At 61.2% G+C, this 18025-nt stretch carries 20 protein-coding genes and 2 riboswitches; of the genes, 2 read left to right on the plus strand and 18 right to left on the minus strand.

From position 1 onward, the window contains the following. Positions 1–44: 44 nt before the first annotated feature. Positions 45–503 (minus strand): DUF302 domain-containing protein, encoded by a 459-nt coding sequence (locus tag SJY13_RS00920; RefSeq protein ID WP_377186541.1) that lies wholly within the window; start codon positions 501–503, stop codon positions 45–47. 33 nt (positions 504–536) lie between these two features. Between SJY13_RS00920 and SJY13_RS00925 the strand changes: the two genes are divergently transcribed. After that, positions 537–989 (plus strand): DUF1636 family protein, encoded by a 453-nt coding sequence (locus tag SJY13_RS00925; RefSeq protein ID WP_377186544.1) that lies wholly within the window; start codon positions 537–539, stop codon positions 987–989. Here the strand turns inward: SJY13_RS00925 and SJY13_RS00930 are convergent. From SJY13_RS00930 to cbiE, 9 genes are all read right to left on the minus strand, one after another. Beyond that, entirely contained in the window at positions 986–1480 is a 495-nt protein-coding gene (locus tag SJY13_RS00930) for a hypothetical protein (protein WP_377186547.1), read from the minus strand. The two genes, SJY13_RS00925 and SJY13_RS00930, sit on opposite strands and share 4 nt — an antisense overlap. Before the next feature lie 61 nt (positions 1481–1541). Then, positions 1542–2240, minus strand: a complete 699-nt coding sequence (locus SJY13_RS00935) for a CbtA family protein (protein WP_377186550.1) — start codon at positions 2238–2240, stop codon at positions 1542–1544. A gap of 4 nt (positions 2241–2244) precedes the next feature. Further along, positions 2245–2415, minus strand: a complete 171-nt coding sequence (locus SJY13_RS00940; protein WP_085821009.1) for a CbtB domain-containing protein — start codon at positions 2413–2415, stop codon at positions 2245–2247. Between the two features lie 36 nt (positions 2416–2451). Beyond that, positions 2452–2658: riboswitch (cobalamin riboswitch) on the minus strand. 43 nt (positions 2659–2701) lie between these two features. Further along, complete coding sequence (gene cobF / locus SJY13_RS00945) at positions 2702–3445, minus strand: precorrin-6A synthase (deacetylating) (RefSeq protein ID WP_377186553.1); 744 nt, start codon at positions 3443–3445, stop codon at positions 2702–2704. Then, positions 3438–4166, minus strand: coding sequence for a uroporphyrinogen-III C-methyltransferase (gene cobA / locus SJY13_RS00950; RefSeq protein WP_377186556.1), 729 nt, complete (start codon positions 4164–4166; stop codon positions 3438–3440). Before cobA ends, cobF begins: the two co-directional genes overlap by 8 nt. Continuing rightward, positions 4163–5491 (minus strand): cobyrinate a,c-diamide synthase, encoded by a 1329-nt coding sequence (locus SJY13_RS00955; protein ID WP_377186559.1) that lies wholly within the window; start codon positions 5489–5491, stop codon positions 4163–4165. Before SJY13_RS00955 ends, cobA begins: the two co-directional genes overlap by 4 nt. Continuing rightward, on the minus strand, positions 5484–6278 hold the full coding sequence (cobM, locus tag SJY13_RS00960; protein ID WP_377186561.1) for a precorrin-4 C(11)-methyltransferase: 795 nt from the start codon (positions 6276–6278) through the stop codon (positions 5484–5486). The genes SJY13_RS00955 and cobM overlap by 8 nt, the downstream gene beginning before the upstream one ends. Further along, a complete protein-coding gene (locus SJY13_RS00965) occupies positions 6275–6655 on the minus strand; it encodes a cobalamin biosynthesis protein (protein ID WP_377193517.1) in 381 nt (126 codons plus the stop codon). The genes cobM and SJY13_RS00965 overlap by 4 nt, the downstream gene beginning before the upstream one ends. Next, a complete protein-coding gene (cbiE, locus tag SJY13_RS00970) occupies positions 6655–7854 on the minus strand; it encodes a precorrin-6y C5,15-methyltransferase (decarboxylating) subunit CbiE (RefSeq protein ID WP_377186563.1) in 1200 nt (399 codons plus the stop codon). The genes SJY13_RS00965 and cbiE overlap by 1 nt, the downstream gene beginning before the upstream one ends. Between cbiE and SJY13_RS00975 the strand changes: the two genes are divergently transcribed. Next, positions 7853–8584, plus strand: coding sequence for a cobalt-precorrin-6A reductase (locus SJY13_RS00975; protein WP_377186565.1), 732 nt, complete (start codon positions 7853–7855; stop codon positions 8582–8584). The two genes, cbiE and SJY13_RS00975, sit on opposite strands and share 2 nt — an antisense overlap. Here SJY13_RS00975 and cobJ read toward each other — a convergent pair. The 8 genes from cobJ to SJY13_RS01015 form a co-directional block, all read right to left on the minus strand. Further along, positions 8575–9339 (minus strand): precorrin-3B C(17)-methyltransferase, encoded by a 765-nt coding sequence (gene cobJ / locus SJY13_RS00980; RefSeq protein WP_085821001.1) that lies wholly within the window; start codon positions 9337–9339, stop codon positions 8575–8577. The two genes, SJY13_RS00975 and cobJ, sit on opposite strands and share 10 nt — an antisense overlap. Then, entirely contained in the window at positions 9336–10064 is a 729-nt protein-coding gene (locus tag SJY13_RS00985) for a precorrin-2 C(20)-methyltransferase (RefSeq protein ID WP_377186568.1), read from the minus strand. The genes cobJ and SJY13_RS00985 overlap by 4 nt, the downstream gene beginning before the upstream one ends. Beyond that, on the minus strand, positions 10061–10690 hold the full coding sequence (locus SJY13_RS00990) for a precorrin-8X methylmutase (protein WP_377186570.1): 630 nt from the start codon (positions 10688–10690) through the stop codon (positions 10061–10063). The genes SJY13_RS00985 and SJY13_RS00990 overlap by 4 nt, the downstream gene beginning before the upstream one ends. Beyond that, a complete protein-coding gene (locus tag SJY13_RS00995) occupies positions 10690–11829 on the minus strand; it encodes a cobalamin biosynthesis protein CobG (RefSeq protein ID WP_377186572.1) in 1140 nt (379 codons plus the stop codon). Before SJY13_RS00995 ends, SJY13_RS00990 begins: the two co-directional genes overlap by 1 nt. Continuing rightward, on the minus strand, positions 11826–15119 hold the full coding sequence (gene cobN / locus SJY13_RS01000) for a cobaltochelatase subunit CobN (protein ID WP_377186575.1): 3294 nt from the start codon (positions 15117–15119) through the stop codon (positions 11826–11828). The genes SJY13_RS00995 and cobN overlap by 4 nt, the downstream gene beginning before the upstream one ends. A 2-nt stretch (positions 15120–15121) precedes the next feature. After that, entirely contained in the window at positions 15122–16177 is a 1056-nt protein-coding gene (gene cobW, locus SJY13_RS01005; RefSeq protein WP_377186578.1) for a cobalamin biosynthesis protein CobW, read from the minus strand. Beyond that, positions 16174–16554 carry a DUF1636 family protein gene (locus SJY13_RS01010; RefSeq protein ID WP_377186581.1) on the minus strand — a complete coding sequence of 127 codons (381 nt, stop codon included), beginning with the start codon at positions 16552–16554 and terminating at the stop codon, positions 16174–16176. The genes cobW and SJY13_RS01010 overlap by 4 nt, the downstream gene beginning before the upstream one ends. Before the next feature lie 94 nt (positions 16555–16648). Then, positions 16649–16858: riboswitch (cobalamin riboswitch) on the minus strand. Positions 16859–17466: 608 nt separating this feature from the next. Next, positions 17467–17751: a hypothetical protein gene (locus SJY13_RS01015; RefSeq protein ID WP_377186584.1), complete on the minus strand. Its 285-nt coding sequence runs from the start codon at positions 17749–17751 to the stop codon at positions 17467–17469. Between the last annotated feature and the right edge of the window lie 274 nt (positions 17752–18025).

An 18025-nucleotide genomic window follows, 5' to 3' on the forward strand; every position in this document is an offset into this window, starting at 1 on the left:
TGCGGAGGACGCGGCCAGAGGCAAGCTGGTTCACGTCAGTGTGACTATTTGACTGCGGATTCCGCCACTGTCTGGAACTTTGTGTCAAGTTCCGCGGCAATATCGGTCAGCGGCTCTCCGCCCTCGTACACATAGGGTGCAAAGACAAAGCTGGGGCTTTTGTAAGACAGCGTGGCGCTGCCGTCATCATTTTCGGTCACGTAAAACCGGATCGGCGCTTCGATCATCGCATCGACCGAGGTTTCCAGCACGCGCACAGCAAAATCGTTGTTAAAGACCCCGATCACCAGATTGCCTGGAATGGTGATGCCCCGCGCGGCGGCAGCTTTGGTGGGGCCAGCCTGCGTGACCACAATCAGACCGTTTTCCTTTACGGCCGCTTTGGTGTCCGCGACAAGCTGGTCATAGCTTTTGTCCGTAGAGTAGACCGCCCATCCCGACAGCGGCTCGTCCGCCCATAGGGGCAGGGCCAGAAAGCAGAGCATAGCCCACAAGGCGCGCATGGTGGTGTCTCCTGTTTTATGTCGGACCAATTGATGGCAGAAAACGAGGCACGGCGCACTCACAAACACGTGCGTATTCAGGATTGCGCCGACCGTCATAAAGCCGCAGAAACCTGCGGACGTCAGGATATGAGGCCGTTTGTGGACAAGTTACGCCTATTGATCTGCAGCAGTTGCGCGGGTGCGCGTGACCTCGCAGCCGAGGCACTGGTTGTGCAAACCGCACTCACCCAAGCCGGGCTTGAGGAACGGGTTGAGTTTGCCACACATGCCTGTTTCAGCAGTTGCGCCGAACCGACCGCACTGGCGCTGCAAAGTGCGGGGTGTGCGTCGTATGTGTTTTCCGGGATCAATGTGGTTGCAGACGCCGGGGACATCGCCAAGACCTGTCAGACCTATCTGGACAGCCCCAAGGGCTGGATCGAAGACGCCCGGCCTTGCGGGCGGCTTCGGATGTGTTTGCGTACGCGAATTCCAGCGCTTTAGTCGACCTGAACGGTGACCACCGCGCGGACAGGCACGTTGTCGACGGTCAACGGGCTGTGACTGTTGGCGTTCAATGAAACTTCGACCTCGACCGCGCCTTTGGGTAAGGCTGGAATATGCATCCAGTTGCCGTAAAGTCGGCCAAGTTTTTCACCGTTGATGTAGACGTGCGCATGACCTTCGCCGTCTTTATCTGCCGCCGACGCGCTTTCCGGAGCGAACCGGAAATTCTGCGGCATCACGTGCAGGTTCCAACCGGCCATAGGATCTGGAATCACTGCAATCGCAACGCTGGGCGCATCCGCACCTGCAGGCAGGTTCACAGGGGTCGAGTGGTCATGTGCCATCGCTTCGGCCTGTACGCCGCCGTGGTGGGCCGGGTCGCCATGGTCGTGGCCATCAAAAGTTACGCCATTGGCGGCGGCCAGAACAAATCCGGCCCCGCCGCCGAACACCAGTCCGATGGCAAAAAGGGCAAGTGAGCGTGCCATTTTATTTCCTTGAAAACAAAAAGAAACGCGCCGGGGAATGCCCGGCGCGCGTATTTCTAAATCAGGCCGTCGCCGCAGCGCGCTTGCCTTCGCTTTGCCAGAAATACCCGGCAAAAGCGCCAACCAGAACCCAGGCAACCAAGCCAATGCCAAAGGCGCGGGCCGCAAACAGGGCGCCGATTTCGGTCGGGACCGGGCCGGTGAATACGTCCGGCTCGGGCGCGCCGATCAGGTGCGGGGCCATCAGCAGGGCAGCTGCGATCACATAGCTGATCAGATTGCTGCCAAAGGCAATCAGCCACAGCGCCACAAGCGCCGCCGCAACAGTGGCAAACCACCAGACCTGTCGGGCATAGACGTCAGCCGCGGCAACGCCCGGCACTTCGGGTGCCAAGGTGAAGCCGGGTGCCAGATGGAACGCGACAAATCCCGCCAGGCCCCACAATACACCGGTGCGGCCATCGATCGTGTGACCTTGTCCTTCAGCCACCGACATCAGCGCAACCATCACCAGCGCGTAACCGGTATAAGTCAACATGGTAAAGATGACGCTCAGCGCGTCGCGGGTCAATTCTGAGAACATGCCCGGCAGTTCGGGATGGGCGGACACCGCCTCTGCTCCGAAATGCACCAGCTCTCCGGATTCATATAGTTCCGCGTGCAGTAAGACAGGTTGCACAAAGACCAACTGCAGCAAGGCGGCAATCAGCCCCGCTGCAGCACCAGCGAACAACGCGCTGGTCAGAATACGACTGAACATGGTCTTAGTGGCAGGGGAAGCCGGTTGCGTGACGCACGTCATGTGCGGCGTCATGCAGCGCTGCGGCCTGAACGTGACCCGTCAGCGTGATAAGGCCCAGACCCAAAACCACTGCGAACATGACCGGAAAAAAGCCTGTGCGCGCGGCGGATGCTGTTTTTGTTTGTGTTGCCATTACTAGTTCTCCTCTGCCGTCGCACCCGACGGCTGGTGTTACGATTTACGCCTGGCAGGTCTCCTGGCTTGCGGGTCGATGCCTCTGTTCGCCTTCCCCCTGAAAACAGGAGTGGCTGGTTGAACAGGAGCTCTCCGCTTACAGTCGCGGGGGCGGCTCTGGACTTGACTGAACGGGCAGTCGCACCAAATTCCCTCTTAGCATCCGGATGTCTCCGGCGGGACCAGACGTCTCCATTTAGCCGCTATGCCTGCAAGGGCGCAATCGTCATTTGCGACCTTTCAGGTCAGATCACGCGCTTTTTCAGCAAATAGATATCCATGATCCAGCCATGATCCGTACGCGCCCGCGCCCGCGTTTCCAGAATCTGCACGGCCACGTCGGCCAAGGGTCCGCTGATCAGCAGTTCCTCTTTCATGCCCACGTAAGCGCCCCACCAGATGTCATAATCCTGCATTTCAAGGTTTTGAAAAGCGCATTCTCCATCCAGCATCACCGCTACTGTTGTGGCATCTGGTGGCCAGCCCTCATCCCGAATGCGCCGTCCGGTTGTCACGACATAGGGCGCGCCCAGATCATTAATCGGAATCGCATGTGCTGCCGTCAGTGCCTGTAGGGCGGTGATGCCGGGAATCACCTGCGTCTGCGGTTTGGGGGTTAGCCGTGCGGCGATTCGCAACGAACTGTCGTACAAAGACGGATCGCCCCAGATCAACAGGGCCACATTGCGCGCTTGCGGATGGGCCGAGATCGCTTTCTGCCAGCGCAGGGCAATCGCGTCGTGCCAGTCGTCCACCCCGCGCAGATACCCGTCGTCGGCGCGCCGCTTGGGTATGTCAAAATAGGCAATCTGTGGCGGCGTGTCGGTGACCTGAGTGATAATCTCCTCCCGCAGCCCGACAAGATCGGCTTTGTTCTCGCCTTTTCGAGGGATCAGGATCAGGTCCGCGGTCCGAATGGCCCGCGCCCCCTGATAGGTCAAATGGTCGGGGTTGCCGGTGCCAATGCCGATCATGGTCAGGTCAAACATTGCCGACCTCAGCCAGCGGGCCATAAAGGATCAGCGCCGGGGCAGTGCCGATCTCGGTCTCCAATTGTGCGGACAACGCACTAACGGTTGCACGGTGCAGTTTCTGATCCGGGGTCGAAACGGATTCAGCCATCATTGCCGGAGTATCCAAGGGCAAGCCATGCGCATGCAGCGCTTTCACCAGCAAAGGAAAAGTCCGCTTGCCCATGAATACAACTGTTGTGGCATCAGGATCGGCCAAAGCGGGCAGGTTCAGGTCTTCGGGCAGTTTGCCGCTGACGTCATGGCCGGTCACAAACTGAACCCGCCGGGCTGTCAACCGTCGGGTCAGTGGAATGCCCGCCGCTGCAGCCGCTGCCACAGCCGAAGGGATGCCGGGTATGATCTCATAGTCGATCTCGGCCGCGCGCAGCGCCGTCAGCTCTTCCTCCAGCCGCCCGAACAACCCGCCATCGCCGGACTTCAACCGAACCACGCGGGCGCCGGTTTTGGCATAGTCCACCAGCAACCGGCTAACGTGATTCTGTTTGGGCGAGGGGCGTCCGGCGCGTTTGCCGACGCCCACCAGGTCGGCGTCGTCACGCGCATGGCTCAGGATCGGGCCGCTGCTGAGGTCGTCGAACAGCACAGCATCCGCCTTCTGCATCCGGTCCACCGCTTTCAACGTCAACAACTCGGGGTCTCCGGGGCCCGAGCCGACGAACGAGACAAAGCCACTCATGCCGAGGCCTCCGCGATCAGGTGAAAGAAGGTACCGGTCACATGGCCGCGTACGGACCCGGTCTGTGGCCCTTCTGCGCCTTCGGCGTCAAACACCCGCGCCAGCGCAGCGTCAGGCTGATCGAGGATCGAGGAATAGTGGAACTCATGCCCACGCAAACCAAACCCCGTCGAAAACCCGGGCATCGGCGCCAGCAGTTCCGCCCGACGGTATCCAAGGTTGAACTTGCGTTTTTCGTATGAGGTCACCAGCCCCAGCAGCCCTGCCATTTCATGTCGAACGCCGTCCTTGTCGACCAGCGCCTGGCCAAGCGCCATATACCCCCCGCATTCACCATGCACCGGCTTGGTTTCTGCGTGTTTGCGCAGCCCGCCCAAAAAGGTTCCGGCCGCAGCCAATGTACCTGCATGCAATTCAGGGTATCCACCGGGCAGCCACACCAGATCGGCATCTGGTGCGGGGGCCTCGTCCGCCAAGGGCGAAAAGGGCAGAATTTCAGCCCCAGCGGCCCGCCAGCCTTTCAGCAAATGCGGATAGGTGAACGAAAACGCCGCATCCCGGGCCAGCGCGATCCGCTGGGCAGGCGGGCGCGGCAGCGCGGCTGACGATGGCCCACTGGGGCCTGAGGAAGCCGCCTTTTTGATTGCCTCCAAATCCACGTGTTCCCGCAGAAAGGCTGCATAACCGACAATCGCACTTTCCAGATCGGGGTGCTCGACCGCCTGGATCAGGCCCAGATGCCGCTCGGGCAAAGTCAGATCACCACGACGTGGCAGCACACCCAGCACCGGCATACCTGCACGTTCCATGCCCAGCCGTGTCAACCTCTCATGCCGAGGGCTGGCGCAGCGGTTCAGGATCACGCCCGCAAATGGCAAGTCCGGATTGTACATCCGAAACCCCAGCGCCGTGGCTGCCGCAGATTGTGCCTGGCCACCCACATCCAGCACCAGCACCACAGGCCAACCCATGCGCTGCGCGGTTTCAGCGCTGGAGCCATGGCCCAGTTCCCCGGGTTTGGCGACGCCATCAAACAGACCCATTGAGCCCTCGGCGACCACAATATCGGCCCCATCCGCCTGAGCGGAAATCGCACTCAGCAGCGGGTCGCCCATCGCCCAGCTGTCCAGATTGAACGAAGCCCGCCCAGCCGCAGCCCGGTGAAAGGCCGGATCGATGTAGTCAGGGCCGCTCTTGAACGGTTGTACAGTCAGCCCGTCTTCGGCCAGCGCGCGCAGCAGGCCTAGCATGACGGTGGTTTTACCGGTGCCCGAAGAGGGCGCGGATATCAGCACGCCCGGAGGGTTGGTCATCGCGTCATTCATTCTCTGGGCTCCAACTTGACCACGGGCTATCTGCGCTTTGCGGGCGATAGCGGCGGTCGTAATCTTTGGAATACAAACAGCTTTCGTCGAACCCTTCTCCGGCCAGCGCCGGGCCGACCAAGATCAGAGCAGTGCGCGAGATGCTCTCGTCCAGCGCGTCCTTCAGGGTATTCAAAGTGGCGCGGATGATCCGCTCGTCCGGCCAGCTGGCCCGGTAGACAACGGCCACAGGGCAATCCGCGCCATAGGCGGGGGCCAGATCGGCGATGACCGTGTCCAAATTGCCGATCGACAGGTGGATGGCGAGGGTCGCGCCGGTGCGCGCGAAGTTTTTCAACGTTTCGCCCTCGGGCATCGAGGACGCGCGCCCCGGCGTTCTGGTCAGAACCACCGATTGGGCCAGTCCCGGTAAGGTCAGTTCCGTGCCCAATGCGGCAGCGGCGGCCGCAAAGGACGGCACGCCTGGTGTAACACTGACAGGAATCCCCATCTCTTTCAGTCGTCGGATCTGTTCACCCATGGCCGACCAGACGGACAGGTCACCGGAATGCAGCCGCGCCACGTCCTGACCGGCCTGATGTGCAGCGTCGATCTCGGCCATGATCTGGTTCAGGTCCATTGGTGCGGTGTTGACGATCTTTGCGCCCTCGGGGCAGTGGCTCAGAATTTCTTCAGGCACCAGCGATCCAGCATAGAGGCACACGGGACAAGACGCGATGATATCGCGCCCGCGCAAGGTCAGAAGGTCGGCGGCACCCGGTCCGGCGCCGATGAAGTGAACGGTCATGTTTGTCCTCCGATGGCGACGGCGCAAGTGGCAAGACGGTCGTCCGAGATGTGTCTGGGTGAAGTCAGCCGCGCACCCGGACCACCCAGAGCACCGGCGGCGGCAAGAGCGGATGCCTCAGCCACGCTGCCGGTGCCATAAGTGGCGCGGCTGCGGGCCGAGCAGGTGAGGGTGCGTTGCCCCGCCAGATCGGCGGGGGCGACGAAATGTAAGGGTAAGGCGATGGTCTGGACGAATGCCGCAAGGGCGGCGTGGCCTTCTTTGTCGGCGACGGTCGCTATCGCGTCGACCCGCTTGTCGGTACTGGCGCGCTCAAAGGCCATACGCAGGCTGTCAACGGTTGCCGCTGACGATAATCCCAGGCCCGCGACGATGATCATAGTGTCACGCTCCACTGCACTACGGGATAGGCGGATTTCCAGCCGCGCCTTGGGCCAAGGGCCGAGGCCTGCGCCAGTTCAATGCGCAGCAGCTCTCCGCCAAGCGTGTCGTGCCAGTGCGCCAGCAAGGCTTCGCTCTCCAAAGTCACCGCGTTGGCGATCAGACGTGTGCCCGCTGGCAGGGAAGTTTGCAGCCATTCCAGCAACGCAGTGCTTAGCCCGCCGCCGATGAAAACCACATCGGGCAGAGCCAGGCCGGTCAACGCATCGGGGGCCGTGCCATGCACCACGTTCAGCCGATCCTGACCCAGCATATCCGCGTTGCGGCGAATACGCTCGGCCCGGTCGGCGCGGGGCTCGATTGAGGTGGCGGTCAAGGTCGGATCGCACATCAGCCATTCGATGCTGATGGATCCGGTTCCGCCCCCGATATCCCACAAGTGCTCATCCCGTTGCGGGGCCAGCGCTGACAGGGTTAATGCACGAACTGGACGTTTGGTGATCTGGCCGTCGGTCTCAAAAATCTCATCCGGTTTACCCGAGGCCTTGGGGAACGCGGCGCCGTGGCCTGCGACCTCAAGCCCGACGCAGACCGGGTGGTCGAAGCCGCCCAGCAACGCCTCGGTCAGCGACACATTGCGCGACCGTTCACGGGCACCGCCAAGCGCCTCCATCACATGCAGGCGGGTGTCAGCAAAGCCGGTTTCGGTCAGGTAAGTCGCCAGCTCGGCCACCGCCGCGCCGTTGCGCAGCAGCAAGATTGCGCGCAGCCCGGGGGCCAGATGCGGACGCAGCCGTGTCAGCGGGGCCGCGTGCAGGCCAAAGGTCTGGGTGGCCTCCAGCGGCCAACCCAGCCGCGCGGCGGCTAGCGAAAAGGTGGATTGGCCGGGCAGGGCGGCCCATTCCCCGGCATCGAAATTGCGTGCGATCACCGACCCCGCGCCGAACCAGAATGGATCACCCGAAGCCAAAACCACAGTCGGACGGCCACGAAATCCGGTCAGAATGGGCAGGCCATCGGCAAAAGGCACAGGCCATTCGATCCGCTGTCCGGTGCTGTCGGGGATCAGAGATAGGTGCCGCGGCGGGCCCATAATGATCTCGGCGCGCTCAAGCACTTGACGACTTGCGGGCGGCAGGCCATCCAGTCCATCTTCGCCCAAGCCCAGAACGGTCAGCCACGGAGCATCAGACATGACCAACCTCCTGATCCTTGGCGGTACGACCGAAGCCAACGCACTGGCCAAAGCTGTGGCCCAGCTGGGTATCCCGGCGACCTATTCCTATGCGGGACGGGTGGAAAACCCGCGCCCGCAACCGGTGCAGGTGCGTGTCGGTGGATTTGGTGGGGCTGCCGGGCTTGCGCGCTATCTGTCCGATTCCGCGGTTACTCATGTCGTTGATGCCACCCATCCTTTTGCCGCGCAGATGAGCGGCAATGCGGTCGCGGCATGTGCCGAGACAGGCGTGCCGTTGGCCGCGCTGACCCGCCCGGAATGGGCCGCACAGGACGGCGATCGCTGGCAGCACGCATCCGACACCGCCGCCGCTGTTGCCGCGCTGTCGGGTCCGGCGCAGCGTGTTTTTCTGGCCGTCGGTCGGATGCATCTGGAGGATTTCGCGGCCCAACCCCAGCACCACTACTTGCTGCGGTTGGTGGATGAGCCGGACATGCTGCCGCTGCCGAATTGCGATGTGGTTGTGTCGCGCGGGCCGTTCACAGTTGAAGAGGATCTGGCACTGATAATGCGCCATGAGACCCAATTGGTCGTGTCCAAAAACGCAGGCGGCACCGGCGCACGGGCCAAGCTTGACGCGGCGCGGGCACTGGGCGTGCCGGTGCTGATGATTGACCGTCCGACCCTGCCAAAGCGGGTTGAATTTTCGGGCGTGACGCAAGTTTTGGACTGGCTGACTCATCCTTGATCCCCGGCTTCGGTGAACCTCGGAGTGTAGACTATCGGGGCCGCATTGCGCTCGATCACGCGGGTCAGGGATGATCCCACGATGACCACCGTTTGCATGTCGGCCATGTCCGGCGTTGCCTCGGCCAATGTGGATATCCGGATCGCCTCATCCGGGCGTGATACGGCGCGGGCGAACAGGATCAGGCGTTCGGGTTCGCATTCCTCACGCAGGATTTCCAGCGTTTTTACAAAGCCTTCCGGACGGGACTTTGACCGTGGATTGTAGAATGCCATGGCGAAATCCCCCTGCGCCGCCAGACGCAGACGTTTTTCGATCAAAGACCAAGGTTTGAGATTGTCGCTGAGGTTGATGGCACAGAAATCATGTCCCAATGGCGCCCCCGCGCGCGCCGAAGCCGCCAGCATTGCCGTAATGCCCGGCAGCACGTCGATGGGGATGTCGCGCCATTCCGGGGGGCCGTTTTCCAACGCCTCAAACACCGCAGCTGCCATGGCAAAGACGCCCGGATCACCCGAAGAGACCACGACCACACGTTTGCCTTCGGCCGCCATTTGCAGCGCATGTTGCGAGCGGTCAATCTCAACCCGGTTGTCGCTGGCATGCAGGGTCAGACCGGGGCGTTCCGCCACACGCGCAACGTAAGGGATATAGCCGACCACATCCGTTGCCTCGGCCAAGACTGCTGAGACCTGCGATGTCACAAGTTCCTCACTGCCAGGGCCCAGCCCCGCGATTTTGACCCAGCCGCTCATGGTCGTCGGCCCTGACCGTGCACGATGATGATCGAGAAATAAGGGGTCACTTTCTCACAGGCCTCGGACAGTTTCGTTACCGTCTGGTTTGGCATCTGGGCGAATTCCACGATCCATGCCCGGTCAAAGAGACCAGCGGTTTTCAGCGCCCGCTTTACCTTGTCGATATTGCGTCCGATTTTCATCACCACCAGCGCATCTGTTTGCGCCATGCGTCGCGACAGATCGTCCTCGGGCAGCGTGCCGACCAGCACAGTCAACACGTCGTCGCCCCAGGTGATCGGGTCTCCGGTCGCGGTCCAGGCACCGGACATGCCGGTGATCGCGGGAACCACTTCGACATCAGATTTTCCGCGCAACCGACTGTAAAGGTGCATAAAAGACCCGTAGAAGAACGGGTCACCTTCGCACAAAACCACAATGTCCTCGCCTTGTTCGGACAAGGTTCTCAAATGCGCAGCACAGTCTTCGTAAAACGCCGAGAGCAGCTCATTGTAACGCGGATCGGTCAATGGAATTTCCGTGGTCACGGGGTATTCCATCGGGAACTCAATGGCACCTTCGGGGATCATGCCATTGACGATCTTGCGCGCTTGACCGCTGCGTCCCGGCTTGCGGAAAAAGGCGACATGGCGGGCATTGCGCAACAGGCGATCTGCCCGAACACTCATCAGGTCCGGGTCGCCGGGGCCGAGGCCCACGCCGTATATTGTACCGGGGCTCATTCCGCGCGGCTCGCAATGGCGTTGACAGCGGCGACCGTGATGGCGCTGCCGCCCAGACGGCCCTTTACGATGCACGATGGCACCGGCTGCGCCTGCCATAGCGCGTCCTTGGATTCGACCGCGCCGACAAAACCCACCGGGCAGCCGAGGATGGCAGCAGGGCGCGGGCAGTCAGGGTTTTCCAGCATATTCAACAAATGGAACAGTGCAGTTGGCGCGTTGCCGATGGCGACCAGCGCGCCCTCCAGATGTGGACGCCACAGTTCCAGCGCGGCAGCGGACCGGGTATTGCCCATCTTCGCGGCCAGCGGGCGCACACGTTCGTCATGTAGCGGGCAGATCACCTCGTTATCGGCGGGCAGGCGAAACCGGGTCACGCCTTCGCTGACCATGCGCGCGTCACACAGGATCGGCGCGCCATTTTCCAATGCGGTACGCGCCGCGGCGACAAATCCGGGTGAGAAATGCACGAACTCTTCCAGCCCAACCATTCCTGCGGCGTGGATCATCCGGACGGCGACCTGCTCCTCATCGGGGTCGAAGCGGGTCAAATCGGCCTCGGACCGGATGGTGGCAAAGCTCTGTTTGTAAATCGCCGCGCCATCGGTTTCATATTCATAAGGCATCAGGTCAGGTCCATGGTCATAAGTGTTTCGAGGGTCAGGCTGCGCTGGCAGGGCTCATCCCCTGCGCAGCCATGTTTGACAAGATCAAACCGCCCGTCATTGCCAACCAAAGTGAAATCTGCAGCGCGCATCCGGGCACATCCCTTGGAACACCCTGACACATGCAGGCTGCCGGAAACGCGTCGGGCCAAAGTGCGGGCGATGTCGCGGGTTTCAACTTGCGCCTGCGGGCAGAGCGGCGCCCCGGGGCAGGCGTCGGTGGTCATCAGCGGGTCGGTGCTATCTGTGACAAAACCCGGGGCAGGTATCGCCGCCCCGCCTTCCAGCAGGATCAACCGCCATGGGGTGACGCGCAGGGCAACGGCGTTACCGCTCTCAATCAGGTCACGAAGCTGGTGTGCAGGTAATTGTCCGAAGGCCGCGCCATAAAGCGTGCCAAGATCGCAGGGCCCGGGTTGCAGCGGGCTGCCAATTGCACTCAGTGCGACACCTTGCCACTTTAGCGGTAGATCCCCAAGGGCAACCACCCGCGCCATGCGGCGCGATTTAGGAGTGTATCTGTCGGCAAACCAACGTGCCAGCATGATCAGCTCGTCGATGGCATCACCCTCGGTCACGTGCCGCCCGGTGTCCGCCCCATCGGCGCGCAAAATTAGCCTGTCGGCTCTGACTTCCAGCCGGACATCCGCCGAATCCTTTGCCAACAGGCGTTTTGGGCCTGTGTCTATGGCAAAACCAAACTTGGCGGGCAGGGTGGGTAACTCTGCCAGTCGGTCGATCAGGTGCTGCGTCAAACGCGCAGTCAGATCGCCCGCTTGATACAGTGGAGAGACCAGAATGTTACGCCGCACTTCGATGCCCGGGTCGGCGTCCAGCAGGTTCAGGGCGGCCAGTTCCGTCAAGAGTGTCTGATGATCAGCTTCTTTGACCCCGCGCAATTGAAGATTGGCCCGGTTGGTCAGATCGATGGTACCATTGCCAAACCGTTGGGCCAGATCGCAAAGCCCCAAAGCCTGACTGACCTCAAGTCGCGCCAGTCGCGGCCTTACACGAACAACCAGCCCATCGCCCGACATCATCGGACGGTGGGCGCCGGGGCACCATCCCTGAACGATTGGCTTGGCCAAAGGCGCGCTCATCTCAACCCCTCCAGATCGGCCCGGATTGAGTTCCGGCGCGTGGTCCACAGCCCCGCCTCCAATAGCGCGCGAAAGCGGTCCTGCATGGCCTGATGCGCTTGCGGGTTGCTCTCTTGCAGAAAGGCGTCGACCTGCGGATCGCCCAGCGTCGCGTCGTGGTACAGGTCGAACAGATGCGGCGCGACGGTGCCGGACAAATGCGCGAAGCTCGCCATATGATCCAGCGTCGCGGCAATTTCTGCGGCCCCGCGAAACCCGTGCCGCTGCATGCCCGCAATCCAGCCGGGGTTGGTGGCCCGCGCGTGAATAACGCGGCTGATCTCTTCGGGCAGGGTGCGCGCGCGCGGGTTCTCCGCGTTGGTATTGTCTAGATGATACAGCTGGACGGTGCCGCCGGTAACCTTCTTGGCGGCTGCAAAACCAGCCTCATGCGTGGCGTAGTCATTGGCCAGCAGCAGGTCGGTTTCGGTCAGGTCCTGCAGGTGAACAAAGCTGTCGGCATTGGCGACACGCCGGGTGATGCCGTCCCGGTCCTGCGCTATATGCTCACCCTCTAATGCGAAAGAGCTGGCCTCCAGCCATGCTTCTCCGGCCTGCGTGCGGGCTTCATCGGTGTAGGTTTCCGAGAGGTGGGTCATGTTCAGACCATAGCTGCCGGGTGCAGGGCCAAAGACCCGAGCCGCAGGGGCCTGACCCGCGTAGGGGTTCCAATCCTGGGCCTCATCCCGCGCCGACAGCGCCCGTACCGCCTGACCGTAAAGCGCCGACAGCGTCGGGAACACGTCGCGGAACAGGCCCGAGACGCGCAGGGTCACATCCAGACGCGGGCGGCTGAGGTCGGTGATGGGCAGCACTTCGATGCCAGAAACCCGCTCGGACCCTTTGTCCCAGACTGGTTTGACACCCAGCAGGTGCAGCGCCATGGCGAATTCCTCGCCTGCGGTGCGCATGGTGGCCGAGCCCCAGAGATCGACAATCAGCCCCTTGGGGTAATCGCCTTCTTCCTGCAGGTGACGCCGGACCAGTTCTTCGGCCAGTTTCACACCTTGGGTATAGGCGGCGCGGGTCGGGACCGAACGTGGATCGGTGGTGTAGAGGTTCCGCCCCGTCGGCAGCACATCCGACCGCCCGCGATAGGGGGAACCTGAGGGGCCAGCCTCAATCCGTTTGCCCGCCAACGCGTCGATCAGGGCGCTGCGTTCGGCATGGGCAGAGGGGGCGGCGTCGAAATTGCCCGTCACTTTGGGCGCGCGGCCGAAGATATGCAGCCCATCGCCGAACTGGCTCTCTTTGATGTCACAGACAAAACGGTCGATACGTGTGATCGCCTCGGCGCTGCAGGTGGCCTGATCCAGACCCAGATCATTTTCCAGCCCGATGGCCTGCGCCTCATCCCGGATATCGGATTGCAGGCGGTCGCGCCGTTTGGGATCCAACCCGTCCGCATTGGAAAACTCGTCCAGCAACGATTCCAACCGTACCATCCGATCCGGTGTGCCGCTTTCTTTCATAGGGGGCGGGATATGTCCCAATGTGACCGCCCCGATCCGGCGCTTGGCCTGCGCGGCTTCGCCTGGATCGTTGACGATAAAGGGGTAGATCACCGGAAGATCGCGGATCAACACCTCGGGCCAGCATTCCTGGGACAGGGCGACCGATTTTCCGGGCAGCCATTCCAGCGTGCCGTGCGCCCCGATGTGGATCAAAGCGTCCGCACCCAGACCCTGACGCAGCCACAGGTAAAACGCGACATAGCCGTGGCGCGGGGTGCGCGACAAGTTGTGATATTCGTCTTCCCGCAGTTCCGGCGTACCGCGTTCGGGTTGCAGCGCCACCAACGCCTTGCCACGCCGCAGGGCAGTGAAGTGAAACGCGCCACCCGCGAAGGCTGGGTCGTTCTCGGGCCTGCCCCAGACGGTTTGCAGATCTGCGCGCAGGGATTCCGGAACGTCTGCCAGCGCCGACAGATAGTCCTTTAGGGGCCAGGTTAGCCGGGCGCCCAGCAGCGTGTCAGTTATTGGTTCGGCGGGCGCGGTCTTATAGCCTTCGGTTTGCAGATCGGACAGCATCGCCTCGGCTGACGCCAGCGCATCCAGGCCGACCGCATGGGCCATTTGCCAATTCTTGCCCGGATATGTGGATAAGATCAGCGCCGGGATCTGATCTGCCTTTGGCTTGTTTTTCAGGTTCAGCCAGCCGCTTACCCGGTCGATGATCGCCTCGATCCGTTCCTGCTCGGCCCGGTGGGCAAAGCGGGAATACTCCAGATATGGGTCGCGTTTGCCCGGTTCTTTGAACGAGGCGATACCCGCCGAAATCCTCCCGTCCACTTCGGGCAGCACCACGTGCATGGCGAGATCGGCAGGGGACAGGCCCCGTTCCGCCTCGGCCCAGGCCTTACGGCGTGCCGTGGATAGCGCGACCTGGAACACAGGGACATTGGCGGCGTCCAGAGGAGAGGTGCCCGACGCGCCTTTGCCCGAGAACGAGGTGGCGTTGATGATCGCCGAAGGGGCCAGCGCGACGATTTGTTCGCGCAGCCACGCAGCGGCGTTAGGCGCTTTCAGCGAAGGCGCGAATACCCCGACCGCGTCAAACCCACGGGTACGCAAGCTGTGGATCAGCGCTGCGATTGGCGCGGTATCCGCCGAAGTCAGGTAGGCCCGGTAGAACGTCACAACAATGCGTTTCGCGTCTCCGGTAAAGGCTTTGTCGACCGGGATGACCCCACGATCCGGGCACCATGCACCGCATTCGGGGATTGTTTTGGCCCCCATGACCGGTCCGGCATAAAGCCCAGCCCCCAGAGCCATCTGTGCCAGAGCAGCCTGAGCTGCTACTTCGCCGCCGGTGTCACACAAATGCGCCAGACGCCGCAGGGTCGAGACGGGCAGGGTGGAATACTCGTCCAGCCGTGTGTCTTCACGCCCGTCGGCGGGCAGGACAGCCAAGGCGATGCCTTTGCTCTGCGCCAGCGCCAGCGCCTGCTGCAACCCGTAAGCCCAGTAGGGCACGCCGCCGATCAGACGGATCAGGATGCCTTTGGCGCCCTCCAGCGTCTGTTCGACATAGGTGTCGACGGACAGCGGATGTTTCAGCGCGGTCAGATTGGCCAGCCGCATCGTCGGCATCCGTCCCTCGGACCCACCACCGCGATGCCAGCCTGCCGCGAAAGCGCCTAGGTCGCTGTCCGAGAACGACAACACCACCAGTTCCGCTGGGCTCTGGCCCAGATCGGTTGGGGTCTCGGTCTCTTCTAACCCGTGGCTTTCGCGGAAGACGACGTGCATTTCTATTCGGCGGCCTCTGCTACACCCACGAGGATATCGCGGATTGCGGCCTCTTTGATGTCGTCATGTTCGGCAATGACAACCAGCCGCGAACGGCGCTCTTCACCCGCTTCCCACGGGCGGTCGTACTGATGACGCACACGGGCACCAACGGCCTGCACCAACAGGCGCATCGGCTTGCCCTGAATGGCGGCATAGCCTTTGACCCGCAGGATGTTCAACTCATTGGCCAGACGTTCGATCCGGGCGACCAGCTCGGCTGGATCAACCTGTTCCGGCAATTCGACAATGATGCTTTCGAAATCATCATGCTCGTGATCGTGATGGCCGTCGTGATGGCTGGGACGTGCGTCCATGTCATCTTCGGCAGCGGATTCCAGCCCCAGAACCACACGTACGTCCACTGCGCCTTCGGCGACTTCGACCACGGGCAGGGAGCGCGGAGCCTCTGCCGCAATGATCGCTTTGGCCTTCGCCACACCCTCTGGACCGGCCAGATCGGGCTTGGTCAGCAGAATGATGTCAGCGCAAGAGATTTGATCCTCGAACACCTCGGACAAAGGCGTTTCATGGTCGATCGAATCGTCGGCCAGGCGCTGGGCGTCAACTGCCGCGACATTGGGTGCAAAGCGGCCAGCGGCGACTGCTTCGGCATCGGCCAGCGCGATCACGCCATCAACAGTGATTTTTGAGCGGATATCAGGCCAGTCAAACGCTTTCAGCAATGGTTTGGGCAAGGCAAGACCCGAGGTTTCGATCAGGATGTGATCGGGGCGCGGCTCCAGTGCCATCAGCGCCTCGATGGTAGGGATGAAGTCATCAGCCACGGTGCAGCAGATACAGCCATTGGCCAGCTCCATGATGTTTTCCGCCGGGCAGTCGGGGATGGCACAGGATTTCAGGATGTCGCCATCGACCCCAACGTCACCGAACTCATTAACCACAATGGCCAGCCGCTTGCCCTTTGGGTTTTGCATCAGGTGGCGGACAAGTGTGGTTTTTCCTGCGCCCAGAAAACCGGTGATCACGGTGACGGGAAGTTTCTCAAGAGTACTCATTTCAGGGCTCCAATCGGGGGAATACGGGCCGCACAGTTTTTGCGGAAATGTTCAGGGCGCTCGCGCCATTTCACCAAACCGTCTTCGGCAGCCAAGTATTTGGTTGCACCATCGACAATCGTTTCGACGTGCTCGGTTTCGGTCAGGTTTTCGTAGACAAAGGTCCAGCGTGTTGGCCCACCGCGCAGGACGATGGAACAACCCTGATCGCAATTCGAAAGGCACTCGACCGGCTTCAGGGTCACGCCATCGGGCAGGTTCGCTTGTTCCAGTGCTTTGTGCAGCAAGGCGCCGGGTCGCTGCGCGTCGTCCTCGACAGGCAGTCCGCGACGACACGTGGTGCAGACCAGCAATTCAACTGGTGTGGTCTCGGTCATGTCTCTCATCCCCCCAATTCCTCTTTGTGGGGGACGGGGTTTCATGCGGGCCACGCGTTTGCACATGGACCCGACACCGGAACACCCCGTCCGGTTTCATCTTCGGGTGTTGGCAGGTCTCCCGGCTTGCGGATGTCAGAGGCGGTCCTCTGGCAGATGTCCCGCCTTCCCGGCCTGTCAGGCCAGTGGCTTTGGGCACCCTCTCCGGTCACGGTCGCGGGGGCGGCTGCGTTTGACGGTTGTCCCGCTGACGCATTCCCTTTTCATCCATCGCAAGATGGACACCAACGCAAGGGACATGCGGCACGGGTAGGGGGCTTGTCAAGCATGAGAGATGGGTAGATTTCTGCGAGGTCAGAAAAGCGACCAGCAAAGGTCAACCAGCGGCATTTGTTGCCAGCCACACAGTGTTTTCAAGTAAATTTTGAAGCGAGGTTCATCGGAAACCACCGTGTTTCCTTCAGTTGTCCATCGGCAGCGACTATTTGTCTTTTCGTTAAGAGTTGCCGACGAGCTTTGTTTCGCGCTGGATAGCACTTTCTGGCATGCTCACCTCAGCTCGTTCGTGGTCTGAACCAGTATTCCTGAAAGCGCCTCAGGCGGAGGTATCCACCTACACAGAGCTTTTCCTGTTTTAGCCCGCTTTTGCTCATCAAAGAGAGGGGCAGGCCAGCAAATGTACAAAATTCCGTGCCCCACTTTGTGTCTTTCCCGACCACCACAGAGCCAAGTCCGTGATTTGGGAGGAAATGGAGGCGAGTACCGGACCCGCTACCATTTTTCTAAGCCATTGAATTGCCCAGTTTATCGGGGTGAGGGTTGGCTTGTGTGTCTCACTTTGTGTCGCAAAACGTGCAAGTCAGTGCGAATGTTGTCAATAGCCAACCCTCAATCCCGGCATTCCGGTAAACTTTACCACATAACATCAATCACGCGGCCATCGCTATGCTGGCATACTCCCACGCCGCCCATAGACGTAAAGCCAGAACTGTCCGCGTAGTTCATATCGCATCGCATAGTTGAGCCCTTGTCTCCAAACATCACAGCGACGAGGTTGCCCGTTGTTGTTGACGTGAAGACGGGGACTGTTGTCCCATTGGCAAAGCCGACCCCTGTACCGCTGCTTGCATTTGCGTAAACGGCCTGCCCCTTGAAGTGTTCACCATCAAGGGTTGTTTCATAGTAGTCGCGATCCATACCTTGCTCATATTGGAATTGAACACGGGTACCCTCGCCACGCACAACTCCCTGCATCGTTCCCCCACATGCTATGAGCGTTGTAAGTGAGCAAATTGCTGCGATCTTAGATAAGTACTTCATAGTGCTGCCTGTTTCGATGGATAGTGTGTGTGTTCTTACACATTGGCCCCAAGGTATCAAAGTTGTACTTTGGATACTGCATCAATGTGTGCAAAGCAGGGCTGGCCACTTGAAATAGGTAGGTCTAAGAAGACACGGAATACCCGTGAAA

The organism is Ruegeria meonggei (genome assembly GCF_042768335.1).
Lineage (GTDB): Bacteria > Pseudomonadota > Alphaproteobacteria > Rhodobacterales > Rhodobacteraceae > Ruegeria > Ruegeria meonggei.

Excerpts from the sequence above, each read along its gene's own strand:
- SJY13_RS00920 (WP_377186541.1), bottom strand. The coding sequence starts at position 503 with ATGCGCGCCTTGTGGGCTATGCTCTGCTTTCTGGCCCTGCCCCTATGG.
- SJY13_RS00925 (WP_377186544.1), top strand. The coding sequence starts at position 537 with ATGGCAGAAAACGAGGCACGGCGCACTCACAAACACGTGCGTATTCAG.
- SJY13_RS00930 (WP_377186547.1), bottom strand. The coding sequence starts at position 1,480 with ATGGCACGCTCACTTGCCCTTTTTGCCATCGGACTGGTGTTCGGCGGC.
- SJY13_RS00935 (WP_377186550.1), bottom strand. The coding sequence starts at position 2,240 with ATGTTCAGTCGTATTCTGACCAGCGCGTTGTTCGCTGGTGCTGCAGCG.
- SJY13_RS00940 (WP_085821009.1), bottom strand. The coding sequence starts at position 2,415 with ATGGCAACACAAACAAAAACAGCATCCGCCGCGCGCACAGGCTTTTTT.
- cobF (WP_377186553.1), bottom strand. The coding sequence starts at position 3,445 with ATGTTTGACCTGACCATGATCGGCATTGGCACCGGCAACCCCGACCAT.
- cobA (WP_377186556.1), bottom strand. The coding sequence starts at position 4,166 with ATGAGTGGCTTTGTCTCGTTCGTCGGCTCGGGCCCCGGAGACCCCGAG.
- SJY13_RS00955 (WP_377186559.1), bottom strand. The coding sequence starts at position 5,491 with ATGAATGACGCGATGACCAACCCTCCGGGCGTGCTGATATCCGCGCCC.
- cobM (WP_377186561.1), bottom strand. The coding sequence starts at position 6,278 with ATGACCGTTCACTTCATCGGCGCCGGACCGGGTGCCGCCGACCTTCTG.
- SJY13_RS00975 (WP_377186565.1), top strand. The coding sequence starts at position 7,853 with ATGACCAACCTCCTGATCCTTGGCGGTACGACCGAAGCCAACGCACTG.
- cbiE (WP_377186563.1), bottom strand. The coding sequence starts at position 7,854 with ATGTCTGATGCTCCGTGGCTGACCGTTCTGGGCTTGGGCGAAGATGGA.
- cobJ (WP_085821001.1), bottom strand. The coding sequence starts at position 9,339 with ATGAGCGGCTGGGTCAAAATCGCGGGGCTGGGCCCTGGCAGTGAGGAA.
- SJY13_RS00985 (WP_377186568.1), bottom strand. The coding sequence starts at position 10,064 with ATGAGCCCCGGTACAATATACGGCGTGGGCCTCGGCCCCGGCGACCCG.
- SJY13_RS00990 (WP_377186570.1), bottom strand. The coding sequence starts at position 10,690 with ATGCCTTATGAATATGAAACCGATGGCGCGGCGATTTACAAACAGAGC.
- SJY13_RS00995 (WP_377186572.1), bottom strand. The coding sequence starts at position 11,829 with ATGAGCGCGCCTTTGGCCAAGCCAATCGTTCAGGGATGGTGCCCCGGC.
- cobN (WP_377186575.1), bottom strand. The coding sequence starts at position 15,119 with ATGCACGTCGTCTTCCGCGAAAGCCACGGGTTAGAAGAGACCGAGACC.
- cobW (WP_377186578.1), bottom strand. The coding sequence starts at position 16,177 with ATGAGTACTCTTGAGAAACTTCCCGTCACCGTGATCACCGGTTTTCTG.
- SJY13_RS01010 (WP_377186581.1), bottom strand. The coding sequence starts at position 16,554 with ATGACCGAGACCACACCAGTTGAATTGCTGGTCTGCACCACGTGTCGT.
- SJY13_RS01015 (WP_377186584.1), bottom strand. The coding sequence starts at position 17,751 with ATGGATCGCGACTACTATGAAACAACCCTTGATGGTGAACACTTCAAG.